We start from the raw sequence: 24366 nt of genomic DNA, 5'->3' as shown, positions 1-24366 counted from the left end.
CGACAAGTTGTGATTGGCGGGCAGAGGTCAACGGGCCGCGGAAGACGATCGCTCGAATGGATCCTGAACGACAACGAATCCAGGAAGACTTGCGCGGGCTGCTGAAAGGCGAGGCCCATTGCGATGAAGTCTTCCTGCAGATGTACGCCAGCGACGCCAGCCTGTACCAGGTCAAGCCGCTGGCCATCGTGCGTCCGCGCTCGACCGACGACGTGATCGCGCTGGTGCAATACGCTCGCGAGAACCACTTGCCCATTCATCCGCGCGGCGCGGGAACCGGGCTGGCGGGCGAGTCGCTGGGACCGGGGATCGTCGTCGATTTTTCCAGTCACTTTCGTCGCGTGGTGCGGATTGAGCCCGAGCAGGTGACCGTCCAGCCGGGCGTTGTCTACGAGCGGTTGAACGAACTGCTCCGGCCCCAGGGGCGGCAGTTTGGGCCCGACCCGGCCAACGCCGGCGTGACGACGATGGGTTCGGTGATCGCGCTCGACGGCTCGGGGAGCCACTGGCTGAAATATGGCTCGGCCCGGCGGCACTTGCTGGGCATGCGCGTCGTGCTGGCCAACGGCCACACGATGGAAGTCGGTCGTGAGCCGCTCGAAGACGGGATCAGCCACGACCATGATCCCATCAAGCGCGAGCTGATCAACCGCCTGGGCGAGTTGCTGGCTCGCGAGGCCGAAGTGATTGCCCGCCATCAGCCGCGCAGCCTGGTGAACCGCTGTGGGTATCAACTGAGCGATGTCTACACGCGGCACCATTTGGACCTGGCGCGCATCTTGTGCGGCTCGGAAGGGACGCTGGCGCTGACGACCGAGCTGACCCTGGCCACGCAGCCGACGCCGAAACATCGCGCCGTGGCGCTGCTGTTGTTCGAGTCGTTGGAAAGCGCCGCCCGGGCCGTGACCGAGATTTTGACGTTTCAGCCGGCGGCGTGCGATCTGATGGATCGGCGGCACTTGAGCCTGGCGCGGGAAAGCCAGCCGCGATTTGACCCGATTATTCCGGACACGGCCGAAGCGGTGCTGCTGGTCGAATTGCAAAGCGACAACTCGACCGAGCTGCGCGACCGGCTGCGACGGCTGGTCGACCGGGTGCGCCACCGAAAGCGGTTCGCTTTCGACACGCGACTGGCCACCAGCGTGGAAGAAATCGACTTCTTCTGGCTACTGGCCCGGCGGGTTACGCCCACGCTGCATCGCTTGCGCGGCGTGACCAAGGCCGTGCCGTTCGTCGAAGACATGGCGGTGCCCCCCGAATCGCTGGCCAGCTTCCTGGTCGAGATGCAGAACATTCTCAAGCGACATCAGGTGACGGCCACGCTGTTTGCCCACGCGGGTCATGGGCAGTTGCACCTGCGACCGTTCTTGGACCTGGGCGATCCGGCTCACGTCAAGCTGATGGCGGCGCTGGCCGCCGACCTGTACCAGGCGGTGTTCGCGGTGCGCGGGACGATTAGCGGCGAACACGGCGCTGGTTTCAGCCGCACTGCTTACGTCCAGCGGCAATACGGCGAACTGTACCGGGTGTTTCGCGAGATCAAACAGATATTCGATCCGGAGAACATCCTGAATCCGGGTAAGGTGATTGGCGACGACCCGACGTTGTTGACGCGGTTCTTGCGTCCGATGGCGGCGCCGCAGCCGCCCGCCCCCCCGACGTCGCCAGTAGAGACAATCGAGCCAGCGGTCACGACGCCAGCAGTGCTCGCCACACCGGCCGTGGCGCCGCGGACGTTTGTGCCGTTGCATTTGAATTGGACGCCTGCCGACATTGGCAATCTGTCACGCCATTGCAACGGTTGCGGGGCGTGTCGCTCGCAAGCGCCCGACTCGCGGATGTGTCCGGTGTTCCGCTTCGCGCCTGCCGAAGAGGCGTCGCCGCGGGCCAAGGCCAACCTGATGCGTTCGCTGGTCAATGGCGACATGCCCGCCGAGGCGATCGAGAAAGATGACTTCAAGCAGGTCGCCGACTTGTGCGTCAATTGCAAGATGTGCCGGCTCGAATGTCCGGCGAGCATCGACATTCCCAAGCTGATGATCGAGGCCAAGGCCGCCTACGTGGCGAACGACGGCCTCAGGCTGGGTGATTGGGTGCTGACGCGGCTCGATTGGATTAGCGCCATTGGTTCAATGTTCGCGCCACTGGCCAACTGGGTCATGTCCAACCGGCAAGCGCGCTGGCTGCTGGAGAAAGCGTTTGGACTGGCCCAGGGCCGCAAAGTACCACGGTTTACTTCGCGCAGCTTCCTGCGCCGCGCGTACCGACGCCGGCTCACACGCCCGTCGCGTCGCACCGGACGCAAAGTGCTCTACTTTGTCGACACCTACGCCAACTACCACGATCCACAGATCGGCGAGGCGCTGCTGGCCGTCCTGGAACACAACGGCGTGTCGGTCTATGTGCCTGGCGAGCAGACGCAGTCAGGCATGGCCATGATCTCGATCGGCGCCATCGACGAAGCGCGGCGCGTGGCGCGCGAGAACGTCGTGTTGCTGGCCGAGGCGGTTCGCCAGGGTTACACCATCGTCTGCAGCGAGCCTTCGGCGGCGTTGTGCCTGACGCAGGAGTATCCGACCCTGCTCGACGACGACGACACGCGGCAAGTGGCCCAGCACACGCAGGAGGCCTGTGACTATCTGTGGGGGCTGCACGCGCAAGGGGCCCTGAAGCTGGACTTCAAGCCGCTGAGCGTGGCGGTCGACTATCACGAGCCGTGCCACTTGCGCGCGCTGGGAGCCGGCACGCCGGGTGAGAGCTTGCTCCGACTGATCCCAGGGCTGGTCGTGCGGAAGCTCGATCGTGGTTGCTCGGGCATGGCCGGTATGTTTGGCTTGAAGCGGAAGAACTACCGCAACAGCCTCCGCGCCGGGTGGCCGATGATTTCGGCGCTGCGGGCGTCGAACGCATTGGCCGGTACCACCGAGTGCAGCGCCTGCAAGATGCAGATGGAACAGGCGACCAGCAAGCCGACGATCCATCCGTTGAAGCTGCTGGCGCTGGCCTATGGGCTGTTGCCCGGTGGGCAGAAGCTGCTCACCACGCGCGGCCAGGAATTGGTCGTCACTTAACGACGCATCGGCCATTGGCTTGCCGAGGCTGTCGGCGCTATTTCACAATCGCTTTGCCGACCACCAAGCCTTCGGCAAAGGTGATGGTGATGATGCGGTTCCGTTCCATCCAGCGGTACAGGTAGTGTTCGCCCCCCTGAGCTTCGCCACCGGTCACCTTCTGACGCTTGGCGGGGCGGCCGCCCATGATGTCGATCACTTGCCGCTCGTTCATGCCATTGGCAACGCGCTCGTACGGATCTCCTTTGGACTTGCCGGCCGGCTTGCAACCGGCGACCAACAGCAAGCTCAACCCCACGACGAACGCTCGACGGCTCGACATCTCAATTCTCTCCTTGGGCAGGCGATCGCTGGCGACCGAGCCAACTGGGCCGGTCGAAGGGCGATCCCTTACCTAAGCGTAGTTCATAACCCGGGTTGACGAGGGGCGTTTCGTGGCCGGCGAGTGCCAAACGAGTCGCCCGCCGGCAGCATGATGCGGAAAGGCCACCGCCACGCCGCCGCCATGTTGCCTGAGGGCAACAGCGACAACTTGGCCAACAGCCTTGTTCTGACTAGGTAAAGCGTTTTTTCTGATTTATTCAAATGGCTGTTGGCAATGGGGTTAGGGTGAGTTGCTTGCCCCGGTTGCGGGTGCTCTGGCACGCTTGTGGCGCGCGGCCTGCATTAACCAGTTCTCCACGTACCGACCACTGTCTCGAACCCACGCAGCGGAGAAGCCCCCCATGATTCGCAAGACTTTCCAGAACGTGCTGAGCCGTTTCGTCCACGAGCAAGAGGGCGCCATCGTCTCGGCCGAAGTGATGTTGATCGCCACGATTCTGGTGATCGGTGTGATCGTCGGTTTGAAGAGCGTCCGCGACTCGGTGGTCAGCGAGTTGGCCGACGTGGCCCAGGCCTTCGCCAACGTCGATCAGAGCTTCAGCTACTCGGGCATCTGCGGCCATGCCGGCCACTCGGCCGGAGCCCAGTTCTCGGACTCGGCCGACTTCTGTGACAACAACTCGTACAACAACTTCCAGCAGAGCAAGTGCGTGAACGTCGCCGCTTGGGCCAGCTCGGAAGGCTTGAGCAACTACGGCTACGGCGGTTACTAATCGCCACACCACCGAGACACTTCGTCAGGAAGTGACCAGCTTCTCCCTGCGACAACGGAGCCGAGCCGCCGTAAGGCAGCTCGGCTCTGTTGGTTTTTGGGGGGCGGGAAGTTGCGAGTTGCTGGTTCCTAGTTGCTAGAAAGGACCGCAGCCTTCTTGCTCCACTAGCAACTCGCAACCAGCAACTAGCAACTTTTCTCCCTCCGCGGAACTCCGCCACGCAGTTCTTTCTCAAAGTCGGGGCGGCTGAGCAGCGCGTGCTGTAGCCGGGCGATGAAGTCGGCGCGCAAGATCGGCCGACAGCCCAGGCTGGCGCTGTTGGGCGTCCATTGTTGGATGTCGACTAGCTCGTATCGGCATGCTTCCAGGTGGCGGATAAGATAGGCCAGCGCCACTTTCGACGCGTCGCTGACTTGATGGAACATCGACTCGGCGGCAAACATCGCGCCAACGGCCACGCCATAAACCCCGCCGACCAACTCGCCATCCTGCCAGCTTTCCACGCTGTGGGCGAAGCCTAGCTTGTGCAACTCGCAATAGGCGTCGATCAGAGCCGGCGTGATCCAGGTGACGCCGACCCGATCGGCTTGCGTGGCACAGCCGGTCATCACCTGGCGAAAGGCCCGATCGCAGGTCACCTGGAATGTTCCGCGGCGCAGCGTCCGATCGAGCCGGCGCGAGATGTGGAATTCGTGAAACTCGAAAATCGCCCGCACCGGCGGCGAGCACCATTCGATCCGGCCGTGCGCATCGGGCCAGGGAAAAATGCTGTGCGTATAGGCGTCGAGCAGGCGGTCGGGCGTCAACGCTCCCCCGACGGCCAGCACGCCGTAACGGTCGGCCTTCTCGACGGGGGGGAAATAGCGCGACGGTTGATGCATCGGGCAAACCAGCGGCGCGAATCACAAAAACGTCAATTCGACGTCTGACCACCAGGTAGTGGGTCAGTTTGAATCCAAAGGCGTTGGGTGGCAGGGTCAGAGCGCAGCGATGGCCCTGTGATTGCGGTTCGGGGCCATCACTGCGTTCTGACCCCGCCACCCTGATTCTTCAAACTGATCCACTACCGACAACCAATCAACCGTCGCGGTGACGCCAACCAGCCTTATAATATCGGAATCGCTCGCGCAGACCCAAACGAATGTCGGACAGCCGCACGTTGTCCGAGGCCCCGTGTTGGTCGCTCTGCGCTCGCTTGCGAGACGTTGTAATCCGTTGAAATATCACGCTTTGCGCCGGGTTGGGCGGCCCCGCGTTTGGATTTGACCCGTTTTTGCTATGGACATATAATCGCCCCGCCTTGCACCCCTCGCAGCGCGTGGGGTGTCAAGCGGAGCTTGTCGGAAGTTGGTGACGGTTTGAGAAAAAATCGCCGGGCCGTTCGGTCGTGGCGATGATCTCGCGGCTGATTGAAGGATCGATCGGCTGCTGACAGTGTGGGTTCGCCGGCAGTGTGGATACGTGCCGACCGTCAAAAGATTGCTGCAAGGACGCATTGTGTCGGTTGCTACCTTAGCTCGTGCGCGCACGATTCAGGAGAAGGCGATGTCGTTGGCTTCGCCACTCGATGCCAAACAACAGGTGCGCGAAGCGGTCGACATTGTCGATCTGGTCGGCGACTATCTCCCCCTGCGGCGCGAAGGCTCGGGCTACAAAGCCCTTTGCCCCTGGCACAACGACTCGCGTCCCAGCCTGCAGGTGAACCCCACGCGCCAGTCGTTCCGCTGCTGGGTCTGTGATATCGGCGGCGACGTGTTCAGCTTTATCATGCGCATGGAGGGAGTCAGCTTCCCCGAGGCGCTGCAAATGCTGGCCGATCGGGCCGGCATCTCGATCAACACCCGATCTTCCAATCCGCAAGGGGACGACCTCAAGCGGCTCTATTTCCGGGCCATGGCCTGGGCCGAACAGCAATATCACGATTACCTGCTCAAGTCGTCTGATGCTCAAGTCGCTCGCGACTATCTGCTCGACCGGGGACTGACCTCCGAGACGATTGCCAAGTATCGGCTGGGCTTTGCGCCGGAACAATGGAGTTGGCTTGCGGAGCAAGCCCACGAAACGCCCTTCAACGCCAAGGTGCTCGAAGCAGTCGGCCTGGTCAGCCCGCGGCAAAGCGGCTCGGGCTATTACGATCGGTTCCGCGGCCGGGTGTTGTTCCCGATTCGCGACCCGCAAGGACGCCCCGTGGCGCTCGGCGGGCGCGTGGTTCCCGGCACGGCCAGCGCCGACAACCCCGCCAAGTACGTCAATTCCCCCGAGACGCCGCTGTTCAGCAAAAGCAGCCTGCTCTATGGCCTGGACTCGGCGAAGGACGCCTTGAGCCAGTCACGCCAGGTGCTGGTGATGGAAGGTTATACCGATTGCCTGATCGCCCGGCAGTTTGGCTTTGCCAACGCCGTGGCGGTGCTGGGGACGGCATTGGGCGAGCGTCACCTGCGCTTGCTCAAGCGATTTGTCGATCGAGTTTACCTGGTGCTCGATGGAGACGAGGCGGGCCGAAGGCGCGCCGACCAGGTGCTCGAATTGTTCGTGGCCGAGCAGATGGACGTCCGCATCCTGACGCTGCCCGACGAATTGGACCCGGCCGACTTGCTGCTCGAGCGGGGGGCTCCTGCTCTGCAACGCGAACTGGACAACGCGGTCGATGCCTTGGAGCACAAGTTCCGCATGGCGACCGCCGGCTTGCCGCCCGACGCGGGCATTCATGCCGTGGCCCAGGCGGTGGAAAACGTGTTGGCCACGCTGGCCAAGGCCCCCCGGCTGGCGTCGGCCACCGACGCGGCGGTAAAGCTGCGCGAAGATCAGATTCTGCACCGGTTGGCCCAGCGATCGGGGTTGCAAGACGCTCGGCTGCGACAGCGGCTGGCCGAGTTGCGGCGACCGAACAAGCGCGTCGAGCAGGCGGCGCCGACGCCCGAACCTGCCCTGCCGGTTCAGGTTAAATCGAAACAAGTCCTGGCCGAGCGTTGGCTGTTGCACATCGTCCTGGAAGATCCGCGCTGGCTGGCCCAGGTGATGGACGAGATGACGCTCGACGATTTCAGTTGTCCTCAGCGGCGCACCATCTATGGCGCAATGCTGCGGCTGTTGACCGAAGGAAAAAGCCCGACGTTTGACCTGCTGATGCTCTTGTTCGATGACCCCGCGCTGAAGAGCGCCCTGGTGGAATTGGACGAGGAACGCTCGCAACTCGGCCGCAGTGGCAGCGCCGAGGACAACGTCGCCCGCGAAATTCGTGATTTGTTGACCATGTTTCGCACCGAGCGGGAGGAACGAACGAGTCGGTCGACAACGACCGAAGCGTCCGCCCGGGCGAAGAGCGTGGATGCCGAGGCCGATCCGGCCGCGGCGCTTCGCGCGCTGGTCGACAAGCAGCGAGTCCGGCAAGGTATTTCCGTGCCCACGGATGGGTAGGGATGCCTTGTGCGGTTGGTCTGTTGGCAGGTGGCCGCCGAATCGCTTGATTCGCGCCGCGCCGACTGACCATAATTGGTGATGTCTTGCAGCGCCGTTCGGCGCCGGAGGGAGACACGTGGAACTAGCCGACAAAGACCTGACGGAACTCGTCGCAACAGGGAAGTCGCAAGGCTACTTGACCTATGACCAGGTCAACGAGTATTTGCCCGACGAAGCGGTCAACCCTGATAAGCTCGACAGCTTGCTGATCGCGCTCGAAGAGCAGGGGATCGAGCTGGTCAGTGAAGCTCCCGAGCCCGAGTTGAACGCGGCGGGCGAAGAAAACGGCGACGGCTTTGCCATCGAACAACGCGCGCGGGAAATGCTCGCGCAATCGGAAGCCAACGACGCCGACGCGCCGCGGCTGCGACTGGTCGAAGAGTCGCGCTGGAGCGACGACCCGATCCGACTTTATCTGAGCCAGATGGCCGAGATTCCGCTGCTGACGCGGGAACAGGAAATCTCGTTGGCCAAGAAGATCGAAGTTACGCGCAAGCGTTTCCGTCGCACGCTGCTGTCGTGCGATTTGGCCATGCGGACCACGATCGAAACCTTAAAAAAGGTCCACAACGGCGCGCTGCCGTTCGACCGCACGATCAAGGTCTCGCTGACCGAGCAGTTGACCAAGGAACAGATCACGCAGCGGATGCCGCACAATCTGCGGACGCTCGAAAACCTGCTCAAGGACAATCGCCGCGACTTCCGCGTGGTGATCAGCCGTAGCCGGCCGATGGAAGAACGCCGGGCAGCCGCCTTGCGGTTCAAGTCGCGCCGTCGCAAGGCGCTGACGCTGGTCGAGGAATTGAGCCTGCGGACGCGGCGCATCCAGCCGATGATCAAGCAACTGTGCGAAGCGTCACGGCGGATGGATCAATTGTCGACCAAGATCACCCAGTTGGACGGCAACTCGGCCCTGAAGGACGAACGGGCCAACCTGCGGAAAGAGCTGCTGGATTTGATGCTGCTGACGCAGGAAAGCCCGGCCAATTTGCGACGCCGCTGCGAGAAGATGCAGGTCCAATTCCGCGAATACGAGTACGCCAAGCGCGAGCTGTCCGGCGGCAACCTGCGGCTGGTCGTCTCGATTGCCAAGAAGTACCGCAACCGCGGGCTGAGCTTCCTGGACCTGATCCAGGAAGGGAATACCGGCTTGATGCGGGCTGTCGACAAGTACGAGTACCGTCGCGGTTACAAGTTCTCGACGTACGCCACCTGGTGGATTCGCCAGGCGATTACTCGCGCCATCGCCGACCAGGCCCGGACGATTCGCATTCCGGTCCACATGATCGACGTGTTGTCGAAGTTGCGCAACGTGTCGAAGAACCTGTTGCAGCAATTGGGTCGCGAGCCGACGACCGAAGAGACCGCCCGGGCCGCGGACTTGCCGATCGAGGAAGTTCGCCGCGTGTTAAACATCGGTCGTCAGCCGGTCAGCTTGGACCGTCCGGTCGGCGAAAGCGAAGACACCGCGTTTGGTGAGTTCATCGAAGACGGCGGCACCGAAAGCCCGATAAGCTCAGCCGCGCAGGGAATGCTGCGCGACAAGATCGACGGGCTGCTCAAGACGCTGACCTTCCGCGAGCGCGAGATTATCAAGCTGCGGTACGGCCTCGGCGATGGGTATACTTACACCCTCGAAGAAGTCGGCCGCATCTTCAAAGTCACGCGCGAGCGCGTGCGCCAGATCGAAGCCAAAGCCGTCCGCAAGCTACAGCACCCGGTGCGCAGCAAACAATTGGAAGGCTTCTTGGAAGGGTTGGCAAGCTAAGCCGCCTTCGATTTTCCATGACGCGCGGTAAACACCCCTCCCTTTCAGGGAGGGGCAGGGGGGAGGGTAGAGCCGTTACTGGTCAACAAGCTTAGCGCACAGGAAGTATCACTGAGCGCAATGTTGTTTGACTGTCGACGTCTTTACCCTCACCCGCTCACTGCGTTCGCGACCTCTCCCTGAGAGGGAGAGGTGTAGACGTTTCACTCAGCCCTCGGCGTCATCGCCGGGGGCTTTTTTGTTGAACTCGACGTCCAAGGTTTGCCGTTCCTCGGCGGCGGCGGCGCGAGCTTCTTCTTCCTTGGCCTCTTGCATCACGCGCGCCAAGGCCCGGCCAAAGAACAGGTACTGGAAGCCAACGACCAGGAACATGACCACGGCCAGGACGACTATCAGCAAGAAGTAGCCCATCGTCAAAAACGTCAGCGCCACGCACGCCAACATGAACCCGAGCGCCGCAAATCCAATCGATATCCACGAACCTTTCGGCGGTGGCTGCGGGCTGGGACGCGGGGGGAGTGGGGGGACGTTCGCCACGGTGCGTGTTCGCGGTTGATTGCGATGAAAAAGCCCAGGGGGCGCGACCCCTGGGCTGGTGTTGGGTTCGTTGACGTGTGAGTCGAAAGCTCTAGTCGTCAATAAACTCGGGCACGACCAAGTGCGGGATCACGCCAGCCTGGTGCCCTTGGGCCAGGAAATCGGTGACCGCCTTGCGACCCACCGGGCCAAAGTCGAGTGTCCAATCGTTGACGTACATGCCGACAAACTGGTCAGCCTTCGAGCGGTCCAAGTCGCGGCCGTATTGCAGCGCGTAATCAAGTGCCTCTTGCCGATGGTCGAGCGCGTACTGGATGCTTGCCTTGAGCAGCCGATTCACCTCGCGCATCGTCTCGGGCCCCAGATCCTTGCGGATGGCGTTGGCCCCCAGCGGCAGCGGCAAGCCGGTCTTGGCGTACCACCAAGCCCCCAGGTCGACGATCAGGTGCAGGTTCTTGTTGGCGTAGGTGAGTTGACCTTCGTGAATGATCAGCCCGGCGTCGAGGCGCTGGCCCTGGAACTCGCCGGCCACGACGGCATCGATGATCTGATCGAACGGCACGACGACGTAGTTGAAATCATTCCCCAGACAAAGTCGCAGCGCCAGAAACGCCGAGGTCAATGTGCCGGGGACGGCGATCGTCTTGTCGCGCAACTTGCTCAATGGCACGGGCTGCTGGGCGATGACCATCGGGCCGTACTTGTCCCCCATGCTTGCGCCGCAGGGACACAAGGCGTAGATGTCTGTCAGATAGGCATAGCCGTGCAGGCTGACCGCAGTTAGCTCTAGCTCGCCGGTTTTGGCCCGCTGGTTCAGGGTTTCGATGTCGACCAGTTCGTGCCGGAATTCCAAGTCGCCGGTGTCGATTTTGCCATTGGCCAGGGCGTGGAACATGAATGCATCGTCGGGGTCAGGGCTGTGCCCCACGCGAATAATCTGCTTGGTAATGCTCACTCGAAAGCTCCGGGAACTTGCGGGGAAAGCCGGCGAAAAATGCGGCACAGGGCAGTTTGGCCCATGACCTTGGCGCGGTCAAGGACCACCCAAGACGAGAACCGCGAAAACGGCGTCGAATTAACGCCAGCGGCGCAAGTTGTCGCTATCGACAGAGCGTTAGCCCCCGGTCAATGACCGGGGGCATGCGAGATGACGCGGCGAGGGAGGAGCGAGCAAGTCCGCGACTACGCCTCGAGCGACAACCCTTCGAGCGTCTCGGTCGAGACGCCCATGTTCAAGTGTGGCATGGGGCGATGTTCGAGCTCTTGGCACACCAACTGCCAGGTCTCGCGTTCGATCTCAAGCACGGTGATCGCGTCGGTCAGACGCTGCTCGCTCCGCTCAAGCTGCCCATCGTTCAGCGAACGATGGACAAAGCGGTACAGGTCGCCGATCTGCCGCGCCAGCTCTGGCGCTTTGTTCGCGTCGGGCGAACCGCCCAGTTCGCCGACGACGGCCTGGCAGCGCACGATCGCTTCGGTCGCTTCCCCCAGTTTGCCCGCGCGCAGCGACTCGCGAGCTCGCGTGGCCAGCCGCAACGCCCCGTCGATCAGCATCAGCCGCAGCCGTTGCGGTGTGGCGGTGTTGACCTGGGTTTCGAGGTACGAGCGTGCTGAAGTGGCCATCGGTGGTTCGCCTCGATTGGGAAAAACATTCCGTGCGACGTGCGGCTTCGACGCTATCAGCTAATTCGACCGTCCAGCGAACCGCGGCCCGAAAAAACTTGGCTTCCCCTCCAGGTCGACGCAACCGCACCGGCTGGGTGATAGCAAGTGGCTGAATCGCGCAGCGCGGTGAGCCAGGCTTTGGCTGATCCAGCACCCCAACGCTCGCCAGCCTGTTGCTATCCCGAAGACGAGCCCGACGACGAAGAGGGACTCGATGACTTCGATGAAGACGACCCCCCCGACGAACTGGAGCCACCGCCGCTGTTGAAGCCCAACTGCGACAGAACCGCCAGATTGGCCAGTTGGGACAATTGATTGCTGTTCGACTGCAGCGTGGACAAGGCCGATTCCATATTAGCGAACTCGGTTTGCAATTGTTGCTGTCGATTGGCCAGGTGAGCCTGCAGCGACGCGATCGTGGCTTGCTGATCGGCCACGCGCGTGTCGATGGACGACATCTGGTACGTGATCGTGCCCGTCAGGTTGTTGGCCAACTGGTCCGAGACGGTTTGCAGCTTCTTGGCGAAGCCGACGTTGACGTTGCTGAAAAAATCCTGGACGTTGCCGGCGTTCGCGTTGAGCTGCTGGCTGAGCACGTTTTGGTCGAGTGAAAGTTGGCCCTGTTGGAAGGTGATGCCCAGGTTGGCCAGCGTTTGCACCGAGTTGTCAGGATTGCCGGTCACATAGCCGAACAGGCCGTTCAGGGCTTCCTGCACCTGGATCGTGGTTACGTCCCCTTGCAGCGGCCCGGTGTTCGTGCCCGACGGATCATAGGCCAGGTCGGTCGTCAGCGAGCTGCTCGCCGCGTTGAACTGCGAGACGAAGTTGCTGATTTGATTGACCAGTTGCGAGTTGTCGCCGACGACGCTCAGCGAGACCGTCGCGGTACTGGTCCCCGAGATCGTCACGCTGACGCCCGACGCGACTTGCGTGAACGTGTTGGTCGACGAGCTGAACAACAAAGCAGGCGCGTTGTTCGTATTGGTGCCCAGCCCCAGCACCGCGTCCGACGCCTGGGCCACTTGTTGCAGTTGCAGGCCGCTGACCCCGGTGTCGATCAGCATCTTTCCCTGGGCGCCCGATTGCGAGCTGGTCAGCACCAGCCGATAGGGATTGGCCGAACCGTCGTTAACCAGATTGGCCGAGACCGGCGCGCCCGACGCCTTGATCGCCGCCATGACCGTGTTCAGCGTGTCGTTGGCGCCGATTGAGATCTTGTAGCCGAGCGAGCCGTCGATTTGCGTCGTGCCGCTGCCGGCCAGGTGCAGCTTAGCCGCGGTGGCGCCGCCGCTCAGGTCGACGACCTGCACCTGGCTGCTGCCGCCGGCGCTATCGCTGAGTAGGATGCCGTCGCCGGTGCTGTTGATGCTGGCGGTGACGTGAATGCCCGTGGTGTTGATCGCCTGGATCACGTCGCCGATCGTTTTGATGTTCGAGCCCGACAGGTCGACCGTGGCCGAGTTGCCGGCTGTGTTGATGATCGTGAACTTACCGGCTGGAATTCCCTGGCCGCTGTTCAGCGAGGCCAGCGTGGTATTGGTGCTGATGTAGCGCAGCTTCAAATCGCCCGAGTCGACCGAGTTAGTCGCCGAGTTCACGGCCAGACCCAGCGTGCTAGCCGCGTTGCCCGTGACGTCGGAGATCTGCAGGTTGCTGGTGCCGGTCGTGGTGTCGGTGACCGAAATGCCGTCGCCGGCCGCATTGACCGAGGCCGTCAGGCCAATGCCCGCGCCATTGATCGCGTTGATGACGTCGGCTACCGAGGTAGCGCCGGATAGATCGATCGTCGCCGAGGCACCCGCGCGATCGGTCAACTGCACGTTCCCCAGCGTGCAGGCTCCCGTGCCGCCGTTCAAATCCTTGAGCAGCGTGCTCCCCATGCCGGCCAGCACGCGCTGGCCCGTCAGGATCCCCGAGCCTTGTTCATCGCCGGCAATGCCCAGATCGTTGGCAGCCTGGCTGGCGTTGAGCGCGCTGACATTCAGCGTGCCTCCGCCGCCGGAATTGTCGGTGAGCACCAGGCTGTTGCCATTGGCCGCGATCGAGGCGGTGACTTTGCCCGAGTTGCCCGTCGCGTTGTTGACGGCGTCGAGCACGTTCTGCACGGTGCTGGCCGAGCCCAAGGTCACGTCGAACGTCGAGCCGTCCTTGGCCGTCACGCGGAAGTCGGCCACCGAACCTTGGCGTTGCACGCCCAGCCCGTCGTTCAGGTAGCTCAGTTGCAGGTTGGGGGCCAGTCGGTTGATGTTGCTCCCCGTGATGGTCGAATTGCTGACCGACTGGACAATGCCCAAGTCTTTGGCCGTCGAACCGGTCCCCAGGTCTTGTACCGAGAAGGTGCCGGTCGTCAGCCCCGTCTGATCGGTCAGCACGATCCGGTCGTCCTGCAGCGTGGCGTGGACGCGGATGCTTGAGGTGTTGTTAATCGCGCTGACAACGTCGGTGGTGGTCTGGGCCGCGGTCAGATCGATCGTGGCCGAAGCGCCGCTCCGGTCGGTGATGCTGATCCGTCCGCGCGAGACCCCCGCGCCGCCATTTAATTGGGCCAGCGAGGTATCGGCGGCCAGGTAGCCCCCTTGCTTGATCACCAAGGTACCGGCGCCGACCTTGGCGGTGCTGGCGTCGGCAAAGCCGTTCGAGATCGATTGCTGGGTGGAGGCCAATCGAACCGGCGTGACGTTATAGGTGCCCAGCGCCGCGCCAGTCGACGCGGTAGCGGTCACCAGGCTGGCATTCGAGCTGTTGACCGTGCGTGCCGAAATCGTGTCGAAGCTTTTGAGTTGACTGGCGGTGCTGTTCAGCGCCTGGATCTGGGTCTGCAGCGTCGACAGCGCCGATTTTTGCTTCTGTTCCGTCGTGACCCTGTTCTGCAGATCGGTGATCGGCTGCCCTTCAATTTGCAGCATCGACGAGATCAACTGGCTGGTGTTGATCCCGCTGATCAGACCGACGCTGGATGAGATACGAGCCACGAATCGCCTCCGCAGTCGTGGACGACTGCCTGGTCCTGTTGGCAGCGCGCTGGATCCTCGCTGGCGATCAGCGTCGGAATGCCCAGGTGGCGAACTGTCCGCGGCGAGAACGCGAGCGGCGCTGCAGCACGGCATGCGCGGGCGCGCACGCAGAGTTTCTCTAATAGCTTCTATCGGCAGGACCGACTGGACCTACCCACCAAAATGCAATCGCCCGGCCAGAGGTCATCTGGCCGGGCGATATTGGGTAGCTTAGTCAGAGTTTATTAGCCGTGCGGCAGCAGCGCCAGCACTTGCTGGGGCTGGCTGTTCGCAATCGACAGCACCGAGGTACCGGCTTGCACCAGAATTTGTGCCCGGGTCAAGTTCGCGGTTTCAGCGGCGAAGTCGGCGTCCTGGATGTCGCTCTGAGTTTGCGTCAACTGTTCCAAGGTCGATTGCTGGGCGGTGATGTTGCTGTCCAGCACGTTCTTCTGCAAGGCGCCCAGCGTACCGCGGAGCGTGGCGATCTGGCTAATGGCCTGGTCGACCAGCGTGGCCGCCGTGCTCAGGTCCGAAGCGCTCAGCGAGTTGGAGCCACCGGTCAGCAGCGAGCTGATGCCCGACTGGCCGGTGGTCAGCACGTTGCGGCCCAAGGTCGTCAGGTCCAGACCCTGGATGTTGGCGGTCACCTGGTTGGTGAAGTTGACGGTCGGTCCAATCTGGAACAACGCGCCACCGCTGACATCGAAGCTCGACGTGGCCGACGCCGGAGCGTTCAGGCCCGGGTTCGTGCTGGTGGAGCTGCCGGCGGCGTTGAAGACGCCAACGTCGCCCGCCTGGGTCGTGCCCGACGAAACCGCGACCAGGCTGGCCGAGCCGACCGAGCCTGGCGTTGTCGAGGTCAGGATGATATTCGCGCCGGCGTTCGAGACGGCGGCCGGATCGATCGCGGCATGCACGCCGCTGGTCTGCGATGTCTTGTTGATCGCGTCGACCAACACGCGGCTGTCGCCTTGCAGGGCCGCCACGTTGACCCCCGTGATCGAGGTCGAAGTGGCGACACCACCCAAGTTGCCATGCAGCGTGAAGGCGATCGTGTCGCTCCCCGCGCCGGTCAAGTGGTTGATGCCAGCGCCCGCGGTCGAGCTGGTGCCGACGAGGGTGGTGGTGGCCTGGGTCGGCTGGGTGCTCGGGGCGTTGGTGTTGGCGGTGAAGGTGATGGCCGAGCCGTTGTAGTTGATCATGGCGCCCGTGCCGGTGAAGCTGTCGGTGCCCAAACTCGTGGAGACCGTGCCAGCCACGTCCTTGCCAGCGATCGACGACTGGGTGCCAGTGCCGTTCAGCAAGGTCACGTCAGCCGCGTTGGTGGCCGAGATGGCGCTGACGGTCAGCACGGCGGCCGAGCCGTAGTCGTTCGTCTTCAAGCTCACGTCGGCCAGGTTGCCGCCGTTGGTCGAAGCGGTGACACCCGTCTGGGCCGAGACGCGGTTGATGGCCGACGACAGCGTCGAGCTGTCGTTGATGATCTGATCATTGTTGACCGTGATCGTCGCGCTGCCCAGGCTGCCGGTGATTTGCAGCGTGACCTGGTTCGACGTGCCGTCCACGCCCGTGGCCGTGGACTGGGTGGTCGTGGCGCCGATCAGGGTATTGTCACCCGAGGCATTTCCCGCCGCGCCACCGAAGGTGGCCAGCGAGGTCGAGCCGACGCCGCCCGAAGTCAACACGATGTTCCCCGACGAGACCGCGGCCGAGACACCCGTGGTGCCGGTTCGCGAGTTGATCAGGTCACGCAGGGCGTTCAGGCCCGACGCGCCATCGGTGGTGATCACGTCGTTGCCGGTCAGGGTGCCGTCGTTCAACTCGGCGGTCGAAATCGTGGCCGAACCCTTGTTGCCAGTGATGGTGAAGGTGGTGGTGCGGCCGCTCAGATTGCCCGAGGTGCCGTTGGTGCCCGCGGTTAGCGAGCCGACACCCGCGGCAAAGGCCGTGCTGTCCGGCGAGGCCGTACCGGCGGTGGCGCCAGTCAGGACGGTCTGCACGGCGGCCTTGTTGCCGACGGTGCTGGTGCCGCCCGCGGCGCCATAGCTGATCGCGCTGCTGTTCCCCGCGGCATTGGTGATGACCACCGTGTTGCCGGCGCCCACCGCGGCCGTGACGCCCGTGTTGGTGGCGTTGCCGGTAATTGCGGTGACAATCGCCGTCGCGACGTCGGAGGCGGTGGCGAAAGTCGAGGTGTCAACCGTGAAGTTGTCGGTGCCGCCGCTATTGGTGATCGAGAAGGTCACCGTCTTGCCGGCGTCGGTCGTGGTGCCGCTGGTGGCGGCCAACGTCGACTTCGTCGAGTCGGTCGAAGCGGCCGTCGCGGTGACACTCGCCAGGGCGCCCGTGCCACTGCCAACCGAGTTCAGTACGACGTTGCCCGAGACCACGCTGGCGGTGACGCCCGTGCTGGCGGTCGTGCCGTTGACTAGACCGGCCAGATAGGTCGCACCCGCGCCGCTGCCAGCCAGCAGCGACGATTGGGTGGCGGTGACGCTCTGGCTGCCGGCGTTGCCGGTGACATTGAGCGTGACGGTCGCCGCGCCGCCGGTCAAACCGCTCAGGCTGGCCATCGTGATCGTGCGCGAGGCGCGCGTGTTCGACGACAAGCTTTGCAGGGCGGTGCCGTTGATGGTCGTGGTGGTGCGAGTGCTGCTGCCCAGCGAAAGGTTACGCAAGCTGGAGCTGCCACCGACCACTTGGCTGTCGCCCGCTAGGCTGACGGTCTTCTGAGTAGCCGATTGAGTCAGATTGAGGGTCACGTCGTTGCTGGCGCCGGCTTGCTTGGCGCTGGGGTTGAACGACGAGACGTTGATGTCCGAGGTGCTGCTGAACAGACCGGCGATGCTGCTGCTGGTGACGTTAAAGGCCTTGCTGCCGTTCAACAGGTAGCTGCCACCGAACACCGTGGTCTGGCCGATACGCAGGATGCTTTGCAGGTCCGAGTCGACCTGGACCTGGTTGGCCGAAATCTGGGCCGGGGTGATGGCCCCGCTGTTGGCCGATTGTTGAACCAGACCACGCACGTCGTTCAACAACGAGCTGACTTGCGACAACGCCGAATCAGCGGTGGCCAGCATGTTGTTGGCTTGCTGGCTGTTGCTGATCGAGGCGTTAACCGAGGTGATTTCCGAGCCCAGAATCTGGCTGGCAATCAAACCACCCGGGTTGTCCTTGCCGCTGTTGATTTGCAAACCGGTTGACAACCGCGTCAAGGCTTGCTGCAACTTCGACTGCGATTGCGTCAGATTGATCTGAGCGGTGAGCGAGGTCAGGTTCGTGTTAATGCGGGTCATTCGCGAAACCCCTTCTCAAGTTTGGGTCCAAATCTGGTTCAGCTTCACCGGACCCGCAGGAAGTTCTGCTTACCGGCCAACGCTGTTGCGTGCGACGCTAGTTTGTTCCGAACGCTTTGGCTCGTAGTGTCTGGAACGTTGAACTGTAGGTTGTGTTTTGTGAGCGCGGGGTGCAGGTGGAATGTTTTTTTCGCTTCGCCACGGACCAATCGATCCGACCTGCGACGCCTCGCTATCACAATGCAGGCGTTATCGTCGCCCCATTTTTATACGCTTGAGAAAAACTCAGGTGGCCCCGGAAGCTTTGACTAAAGAAATCTCTTGCCAAGGCTGCCTTGAACTGCGCGATCGACAGAGCACGTACAGTCGTTAAACATGAACTTGTTGAGAGGGCTTTCCGGCGAGGCGCATCGGATTCGCGCAATCCGCGGCGCGGGGCAAGCCGCTAGCGACCGGTGGCCCCAATGGGTGCTTCACGAATCGCGCAGGATATAGATGTCAGCGTCAATGACCGGCGCGGGGCGAACTGCCAGCGCGCGGTGTCACGCAACCGACGCCTGGCGGGAGAAAATGGCGAGAAACTCACGATTGGCAGCCCGCCCATCGGAACTTCAGTGCTTTGAAGGCGCTGGCAGCCGCGCGACTGAGCGGGTTCTGGCGGCGGCCAGTCTAGCGGCGATCGGGAGGCGTGTTCTTGCCCGCACTTGGGCGGGGGCCTTGCGGGCGGCCCACCGTTCGCGCCACGTTCGGGTCCAATTGGCTGGCCTTCAGATTCTCACGCTGAATCGCCTCGTAAACCTCTTGGCGATGGACGGGAATCTCGGTCGGCGCCTCGATACCCAATCGCACTTTGTCACCACGAATATCAACAATCGTGATCACAATGTTATCACCAATGATGATGCTTTCGTCGCGTTGCCTCGACAATACAAGCATCTTCTGCTCCTTGGTTCGTTAAGGCCTGCCGCGTTTGATTCCGTGCAGCGGCCGTTTGCTGGGATGTTCCGGTCTGGTTCGACACTCTCAAGTGTGACACGTGTTTTGTGCCGTGCCGAAAAAATCTAAGCCGACTTCCGCAATTTGGTCGTCGCGCCGTCCAGCAGGTGTTGCACGGCCAATTCGCCGTTGGCGATCACCTGGCGTCCCAGCCGGCGCGGCAAGTTGATCACGATCGGCGCCTTCAGATTAAGCGTCAAACCCGATTCGTTGCGACCCAAGATGACCAGCACCTGGGCCGCGCTCACTTGTTCCAACTCCAGCGGGGCGAGCTCGCTGCGATAGACCCGAAACTGGTAATCGGGCACGAATCGCCGCGGGCTGACCAGCGCCAGCGCGACCTCGGGCTGTGAAAGACATTGCAGCCAGCCCAGCGCGTCGTTGTGCGCATCGGCCAAGAGCACCCATTGCCGGCAGGCTTCCAGCCCCAGCAGGCCGCTGTTGAACGTCAGCACGTCCCCTGGTTCGACCGATACCGAGCCAAATCGTGTCGTTTTCAACAGCATGGAATCTCTGCCTTCCGCTAGGTATCGAGCAGTTTCCGGGCGCACCGAGGGCGCTTCTTTGGAACTATCGGTACAAACGGAGAATTGCGCACAACAAAAAAGTTGGGCGTGGAACTGTCAGTCGCCGCGCGGCCAACAGTGAGCGCCGCTGTCAGCGAAGGCGGATTGCTACCAATGACAGCGACTGGCGCTCGGACGCCGCCTGCTAAATGAAGTTCAGCAGCGTCAACTGCGAGATCGAGCCGGCCGTCCGCAACGTCGCTTCATAGGCGGTCTGCTGGGACATCAACTGCGAAATCACCGCCGCCATGTCGATGTCCATCGTGTTCGAGATGCCGGTCTGCAGATTGGTATTCGTCGAGTTCAACTGGGTCTGCAGCGCGTCCATCCCCTGCTGCCAGACGCCGATTTCGGCTCGGGCCGCGTTCACCGAGACAATGCTGGACTTCAGCATGTCCGTCGCCGAGCCAATTGCCGCGGTGTCGTTGCTTTCTAGCGCCGACTGCAAGTTCAATAGCGCGGTGAACACGCCCGCGGTCTGTTGCGGGTTGACGTCGTCGCCCGACAGGGTCTGCGGCGCGCCGCCGTTGGCGGTGGCGGTGGCCGTTACGTCGACCGCGCCCGTGCCGTCATTGGGCGAGCCGTCCGCCGGGTCCAAGCTGGCGGTGAAGTACTGACTGGCCGTCGGGTCGGCCGCCAGCGTGCTGATGATGGTATTGGCGGTCGTGACGCCCGACTGGACGCCGAACACCAGTTGCTTGGTTGCCGGGTTATAATTGACCGACGGCGGGTTGGCGCCGGTGTCGACAAAGCTAATCGTCGCGCCGTTCACCGCCGAACCGACGCCTGTTGCGTTAAAGAGCAGGTCATTGTTCGCCCCGGCGCTCGCGACCGTGGCCGAAGCGGTCGCGCCGGCGTTGGGCGTCGCGCTGATGGTAGCGCCGACCGGAACCAGCCCCAGTTGCGTCACCAGTGCGCCGGCGGTGCCAGGCGTGACCTGAATCGAGCCCGAGCCAGGATTCGGCGGGCCGTCCTCGCTCAGTTGGATGCCGTTGCCATACTTGTTTAGCGACGCGACCACCGGGATGCCGCTCCCCAGGTTGGTGGCGTTGTTGTTAATGGCGCCCAGCACGTCGCCGATGGTCGTGGCGCTGTTCACATCGACGTTGAACGAAACACCATCCATGCGTGTGATGGAAAACGAAGTGCCCGGCGTGACGGTGATCCCGTTGCCATTGTTCAGTGCGGACAACGGCGTGGTGTCCGTAAACGTGCGAATGCCCAACTGGGTAGCCGTGGTGCCGCCGTTTTCGCCGATCGACAGCGCTGAACCGCTGAGCCGCGATTGAACTTCAATGCCGGTGCCGGCGCTGTTGATGCGCGCGTACAGGTAAGCGCCGCTGCCGTTGATCGAATTGAGCAGATCCTGCACCGTTTTGGCGCCGCTCAGGTCGATCACCGAACTCTGCCCGCCGTTGGTCACTTGCAGGCCCGAGACCTGGTCCAGAATCGTGCCGCTGCCATTCGCGGTGACCGCTACGTTCAACGGCTGGCCGTATGAATCTTGCACCGCCCCGGTGCCGTCGTTGTTGAGTTCAGCCGGGTCAAGCTGAGCAGTAAACGAAGTCTGTGAATTGATCGCCGCGGCAATCTGGTTGGCTGTCGAGCTTCCTGATTGAATGATCACGGTCAGCGTGTTGGCGTCGGCGCCGGTGTTGTAAGTGCTGCCGGACAGTCCGATGGCCGAGGCGGGAATCACGCCGCCGCTGCTGTTGGCTTCGCCGCTGGAATCGCGGGCGGCATTGAAATGCCCCTCGGCATTGATGGCGTTAATCAGCGTCTGCGTTGAGGTCTGGCCCGTGCTATCGACCGATAGCGTGAGCGTGTTGGTGCCGGCATTCCAAGAGGCGGTGGCGTTGTCGCCGATGGCGCCGCCATTCACAATATTGATGTGGGCGTTGTTGTACGCCGTACCGGCCGTCGTGGCTGTAAGGACGAGATCGTTTGCCGCGCCGGGCAGCATCAAGGCCGCCGTGGCCGACAACGGGGCCGCCGAGTAGAATGCGCGCTCGTGCCCAGCGGTCAAACCGGGGCCCGCTTGCAGGTGCGAGCTATCGACATACCTGACCGTCACGCCGTTGTAGTCCGTTCCGTTTTGCGGCGCGGTGATCAACAAATCATTGTTCGGCCCTTGGGACGACATGTTGGCGCTGGCTCGCGTGCCCAGCAAGTCGGCCAACGGCGTGGTCGCCAGCAGCGCCGGCTGCAGGGGCAATCCCACCAGCGGGCCGGTACCGATGGCCGCCGTGTTGGCAATACCGAGCTGTTCGGCCGTGTGGCCGCTGCCGACGTCGGTAATGCTAAGATTGCCGCCGCCAGCCGAGTCGAGTTGAATCGTCAGCCCCGTAGGCGTCACATGGGCGGTCACCGTGCGACCCGCCGGAGGGTTGCGCTCGATCAATTGCGCCACGTCCCCCAGGGTCGAAGCGCTGCTCAGATCGATCGTGCTCGAGTGCGTGCCGTCCGAGACGATGATGCTTCCCGGGCTCACACCTTGGCCGCTGTTGAGCTGGGACAACTGCGTGGTCAGCGACAGCGACGGGGTAAACGCGCCGCTGCTCAACGCCGACGTCATTGCGCCAAATGCCGTGTTGCCGTCAATGTTCGTTGGCATCAGGGCATTGAGCGACTGGAAAGTTTGCAGCGATTGATCGTTGCCGTTGTAGACCACGCCGGCGGTGGTGCGCGTGAAGGCCGTGGTCCCGGTGGCCGTGCCGGCGAACAGGGACCGGCCGTTGAAGGTTTGATTCGCCGAAGCCAGCACCTGGTTCAACAGTTGGCTAACCGACTGGGCGGCGATCGCGCGCTGGCTGTCGCTGGCCGTTGAACCGGTGGCCTGCAGCGCCTGGGTCAGGGCCTGGTTCAAGGCGTCGCTGACGCTCGACAGCGCGCTGTCCGTGGCCCCCAGGAATGCGTTCGTCATGTTGATATTCGTCTGCAGTTGGCCGTTCCGTGACAGGGCCGTCTGCATGGCAATGCCGCGCAGCGCCGCGTTGGGATCGTCGCTAGGCAGCGCGTATTTCTGGCCAGTGCTGACCTGAGTTTCGAGCTTGGCCAGTTGCAGCTGATTGTTCTGCAGCTGCGCCAAGAGCTGGGTGCGCTCGTAGTCGTTGCTGATGCGCGGGATCGGAATGGAATTGATGCGCGACATGGCCAATAGCTCGCTAGATCTGCATCAACGTGTTAAGCATCTCGTTGATCGTCGAGATGATCTTGGCCGAGGCCTGGTAGGCTCGCTGGTAGGTAATCATGTTGACCGCTTCCTCGTCCACGTTCACGCCGCTGACGGCGTTTTGCTGGGCGGCTAGCGTGCTTTGGTACGAGGTGGCGCCATCCGAGACCGCTTGGGAATTGGCGGATGCTTGGGCCGTGTCGGTCGTCAGCGCGGCGTTCAACTGGCTGAACGTCTGGCCCGGGTGCGAATCGAGCGGCTGGTCAAGAAAACCCGACATCGTTACGGCATTGCTGACATCGTTGCCGATGCCTGCGGTGCTGGCCGCGAACTTGGTCGGATCATTCAACACGGTCGAGTTGACGCCGATGGTCGAGGCGTCGCTGCCGGTGAAGAACGTGTTGAGCCCCAGCGCCGAGAGCGCGCCGCTGGTGTCGTTGCCGAAGGTGAATTGCAAGTTCGGCGAGGCGCTATTGATCGTCAATTGCCCTTGACCGTTGACCGACGCCGAGATGCCCGAGATGCCGTTTAACTGCGATGCCAGGCTCGACAGGGTTGTGTCGTGATTGTTCAGCCCCGACAAGTCGACGTTGACGACCGAGGTCGTTGTCTGCTGGGTCTGGGTGTTGTAGACCTGCACCTGGAACGAACCGCTGGTCGGCGTCACGCTCAGGCCGGCGGCGTCCAAAGGCCGGCTGTTGCTCGACACGCTGTTCAAGCTGGTTAGCGTCGAATAGCCCGTCTGTCCCTGGCCGCTGGTGTAAATCTTGTTGAACTCGCTGGCCAGCGTCGAGGCGACGCCGTTCAGTTGGTCGGTGAAGCCCCCCAGAATCGTGTCGCGCGATTGGACCAGGCCGTACATCTCGCCGCCGCTCATGTCCAATGGGGCCTGGGTGTCCTTGAGCACGATGTTCGTGACCACCTGTCCCCGGTCGGCGCCGTTGGTCGTGTCGAGTTGGCGCTCGGTTCCCTGATAGACCAAATAGTCGTTGCCGACAAAGACGTTGGCATTGCCTTGCTGGTCGAAGTTCACTTTGACGTTGACCAGCTTCGACAAGCTGTCGAGCGCCGCGTTGCGCTGATCGACCAGGCCGACGGCGCTGCTGCTCCCCCCTTGCGATCCCGTCAAGTTGCTGACCTGGAGGTTCAGGCCGGCGATCTGGTGGACCAGGCTATTGGCTTGTTGCACGTCCCCTTTGAGCTGTGAGTCGGCGTCAGAACGCATCTGGGTGACTTGTTGCGCCAGGCTGTTGATCGTCCGCGTCAACGCCTGGCCATTGAGAACCGCCGTGTTGCGAACCGAAACATCCTCAGGCTGATTGACGACATCCTGCAGGCTGCCAAAGAATTTGGTCAGCGACGAGGTGATGTTGGTCGAGCCCAGGCTGTTGAGCGCCCCTTCCAGGTTTTGATACGTGGTTAGCTGAGTTTGCGCGCTGGCCTGGTCGCCGTTCGCGGTTCGCAAGCGTTGATTCAGGAACTGGTCAATCTGCTGCCTGACGCCGGTGACCTCGACGCCCAGGCCCATCAACACGTTCCCCACCTTTTCCGTGGTGGCGGGAACCTGGACCAGCTGCGCGCGGCTATAGCCCGGTGTGTTGGCGTTGGCGACGTTTTCGCCGACGACCTGTAATCCAAGCTGCGCCGCCATCAGCGCATTGTTGGCGACCTGGATTGAGCCGAACAAACTCATCAGCGCACCGAGGACTCGACGCGAGGCGGGAAATCGACAGTGGAGGGCGA

15 protein-coding genes are annotated in these 24366 nt (G+C 62.7%); 4 read left to right on the top strand and 11 right to left on the bottom strand.

What is annotated here, in order from left to right; all coding sequences use genetic code 11:
- The first annotated feature begins 56 nt into the window (after positions 1 to 56).
- Positions 57 to 3071, top strand: coding sequence for an anaerobic glycerol-3-phosphate dehydrogenase subunit C (locus JSS27_07615; protein MBS0208804.1), 3015 nt, complete (start codon positions 57 to 59; stop codon positions 3069 to 3071).
- A gap of 37 nt (positions 3072 to 3108) precedes the next feature.
- On the opposite strand, the gene JSS27_07610 is transcribed toward JSS27_07615, so the two are convergent.
- A complete protein-coding gene (locus JSS27_07610; protein ID MBS0208803.1) occupies positions 3109 to 3393 on the bottom strand; it encodes a hypothetical protein in 285 nt (94 codons plus the stop codon).
- A gap of 403 nt (positions 3394 to 3796) precedes the next feature.
- Between JSS27_07610 and JSS27_07605 the strand changes: the two genes are divergently transcribed.
- Entirely contained in the window at positions 3797 to 4168 is a 372-nt protein-coding gene (locus tag JSS27_07605; GenBank protein MBS0208802.1) for a hypothetical protein, read from the top strand.
- Positions 4169 to 4353: 185 nt separating this feature from the next.
- Here the strand turns inward: JSS27_07605 and JSS27_07600 are convergent, their stop codons facing one another.
- Positions 4354 to 5049, bottom strand: a complete 696-nt coding sequence (locus tag JSS27_07600; GenBank protein MBS0208801.1) for a leucyl/phenylalanyl-tRNA--protein transferase — start codon at positions 5047 to 5049, stop codon at positions 4354 to 4356.
- A 664-nt stretch (positions 5050 to 5713) separates the two neighbouring features.
- Here JSS27_07600 and dnaG point away from each other — a divergent pair.
- Both dnaG and JSS27_07590 read left to right on the top strand, forming a co-directional pair.
- Positions 5714 to 7585 (top strand): DNA primase, encoded by a 1872-nt coding sequence (gene dnaG, locus JSS27_07595; GenBank protein MBS0208800.1) that lies wholly within the window; start codon positions 5714 to 5716, stop codon positions 7583 to 7585.
- 118 nt (positions 7586 to 7703) lie between these two features.
- Positions 7704 to 9395: a sigma-70 family RNA polymerase sigma factor gene (locus JSS27_07590; GenBank protein ID MBS0208799.1), complete on the top strand. Its 1692-nt coding sequence runs from the start codon at positions 7704 to 7706 to the stop codon at positions 9393 to 9395.
- Between the two features lie 207 nt (positions 9396 to 9602).
- Here JSS27_07590 and JSS27_07585 read toward each other — a convergent pair whose 3' ends face one another.
- From JSS27_07585 to flgK, 9 genes are all read right to left on the bottom strand, one after another.
- Positions 9603 to 9839, bottom strand: a complete 237-nt coding sequence (locus tag JSS27_07585; GenBank protein ID MBS0208798.1) for a hypothetical protein — start codon at positions 9837 to 9839, stop codon at positions 9603 to 9605.
- 184 nt (positions 9840 to 10023) lie between these two features.
- The gene (locus JSS27_07580) at positions 10024 to 10887 is read right to left on the bottom strand and encodes an ABC transporter substrate-binding protein (protein MBS0208797.1); all 864 of its coding nucleotides are present in this window, start codon (positions 10885 to 10887) and stop codon (positions 10024 to 10026) included.
- Between the two features lie 227 nt (positions 10888 to 11114).
- Complete coding sequence (locus JSS27_07575) at positions 11115 to 11555, bottom strand: flagellar protein FliS (GenBank protein ID MBS0208796.1); 441 nt, start codon at positions 11553 to 11555, stop codon at positions 11115 to 11117.
- Between the two features lie 218 nt (positions 11556 to 11773).
- Positions 11774 to 14569, bottom strand: a complete 2796-nt coding sequence (fliD, locus tag JSS27_07570) for a flagellar filament capping protein FliD (protein MBS0208795.1) — start codon at positions 14567 to 14569, stop codon at positions 11774 to 11776.
- A 266-nt stretch (positions 14570 to 14835) separates the two neighbouring features.
- Complete coding sequence (locus JSS27_07565; GenBank protein MBS0208794.1) at positions 14836 to 17889, bottom strand: hypothetical protein; 3054 nt, start codon at positions 17887 to 17889, stop codon at positions 14836 to 14838.
- Positions 17890 to 18558: 669 nt separating this feature from the next.
- A complete protein-coding gene (gene csrA, locus JSS27_07560; GenBank protein ID MBS0208793.1) occupies positions 18559 to 18825 on the bottom strand; it encodes a carbon storage regulator CsrA in 267 nt (88 codons plus the stop codon).
- A gap of 125 nt (positions 18826 to 18950) precedes the next feature.
- A complete protein-coding gene (locus JSS27_07555; GenBank protein MBS0208792.1) occupies positions 18951 to 19391 on the bottom strand; it encodes a flagellar assembly protein FliW in 441 nt (146 codons plus the stop codon).
- 205 nt (positions 19392 to 19596) lie between these two features.
- Positions 19597 to 22602 carry a flagellar hook-associated protein FlgL gene (flgL, locus tag JSS27_07550; GenBank protein ID MBS0208791.1) on the bottom strand — a complete coding sequence of 1002 codons (3006 nt, stop codon included), beginning with the start codon at positions 22600 to 22602 and terminating at the stop codon, positions 19597 to 19599.
- 13 nt (positions 22603 to 22615) lie between these two features.
- Entirely contained in the window at positions 22616 to 24316 is a 1701-nt protein-coding gene (gene flgK / locus JSS27_07545; protein MBS0208790.1) for a flagellar hook-associated protein FlgK, read from the bottom strand.
- Positions 24317 to 24366: the final 50 nt, after the last annotated feature.

The organism is Planctomycetota bacterium, from assembly GCA_018242585.1.
In the GTDB taxonomy this organism is placed as follows: domain Bacteria; phylum Planctomycetota; class Planctomycetia; order Pirellulales; family PNKZ01; genus JAFEBQ01.
Note: the sequence above shows the minus strand (reverse complement) of the source record. Positions and strands in the feature narration are given on the sequence as shown.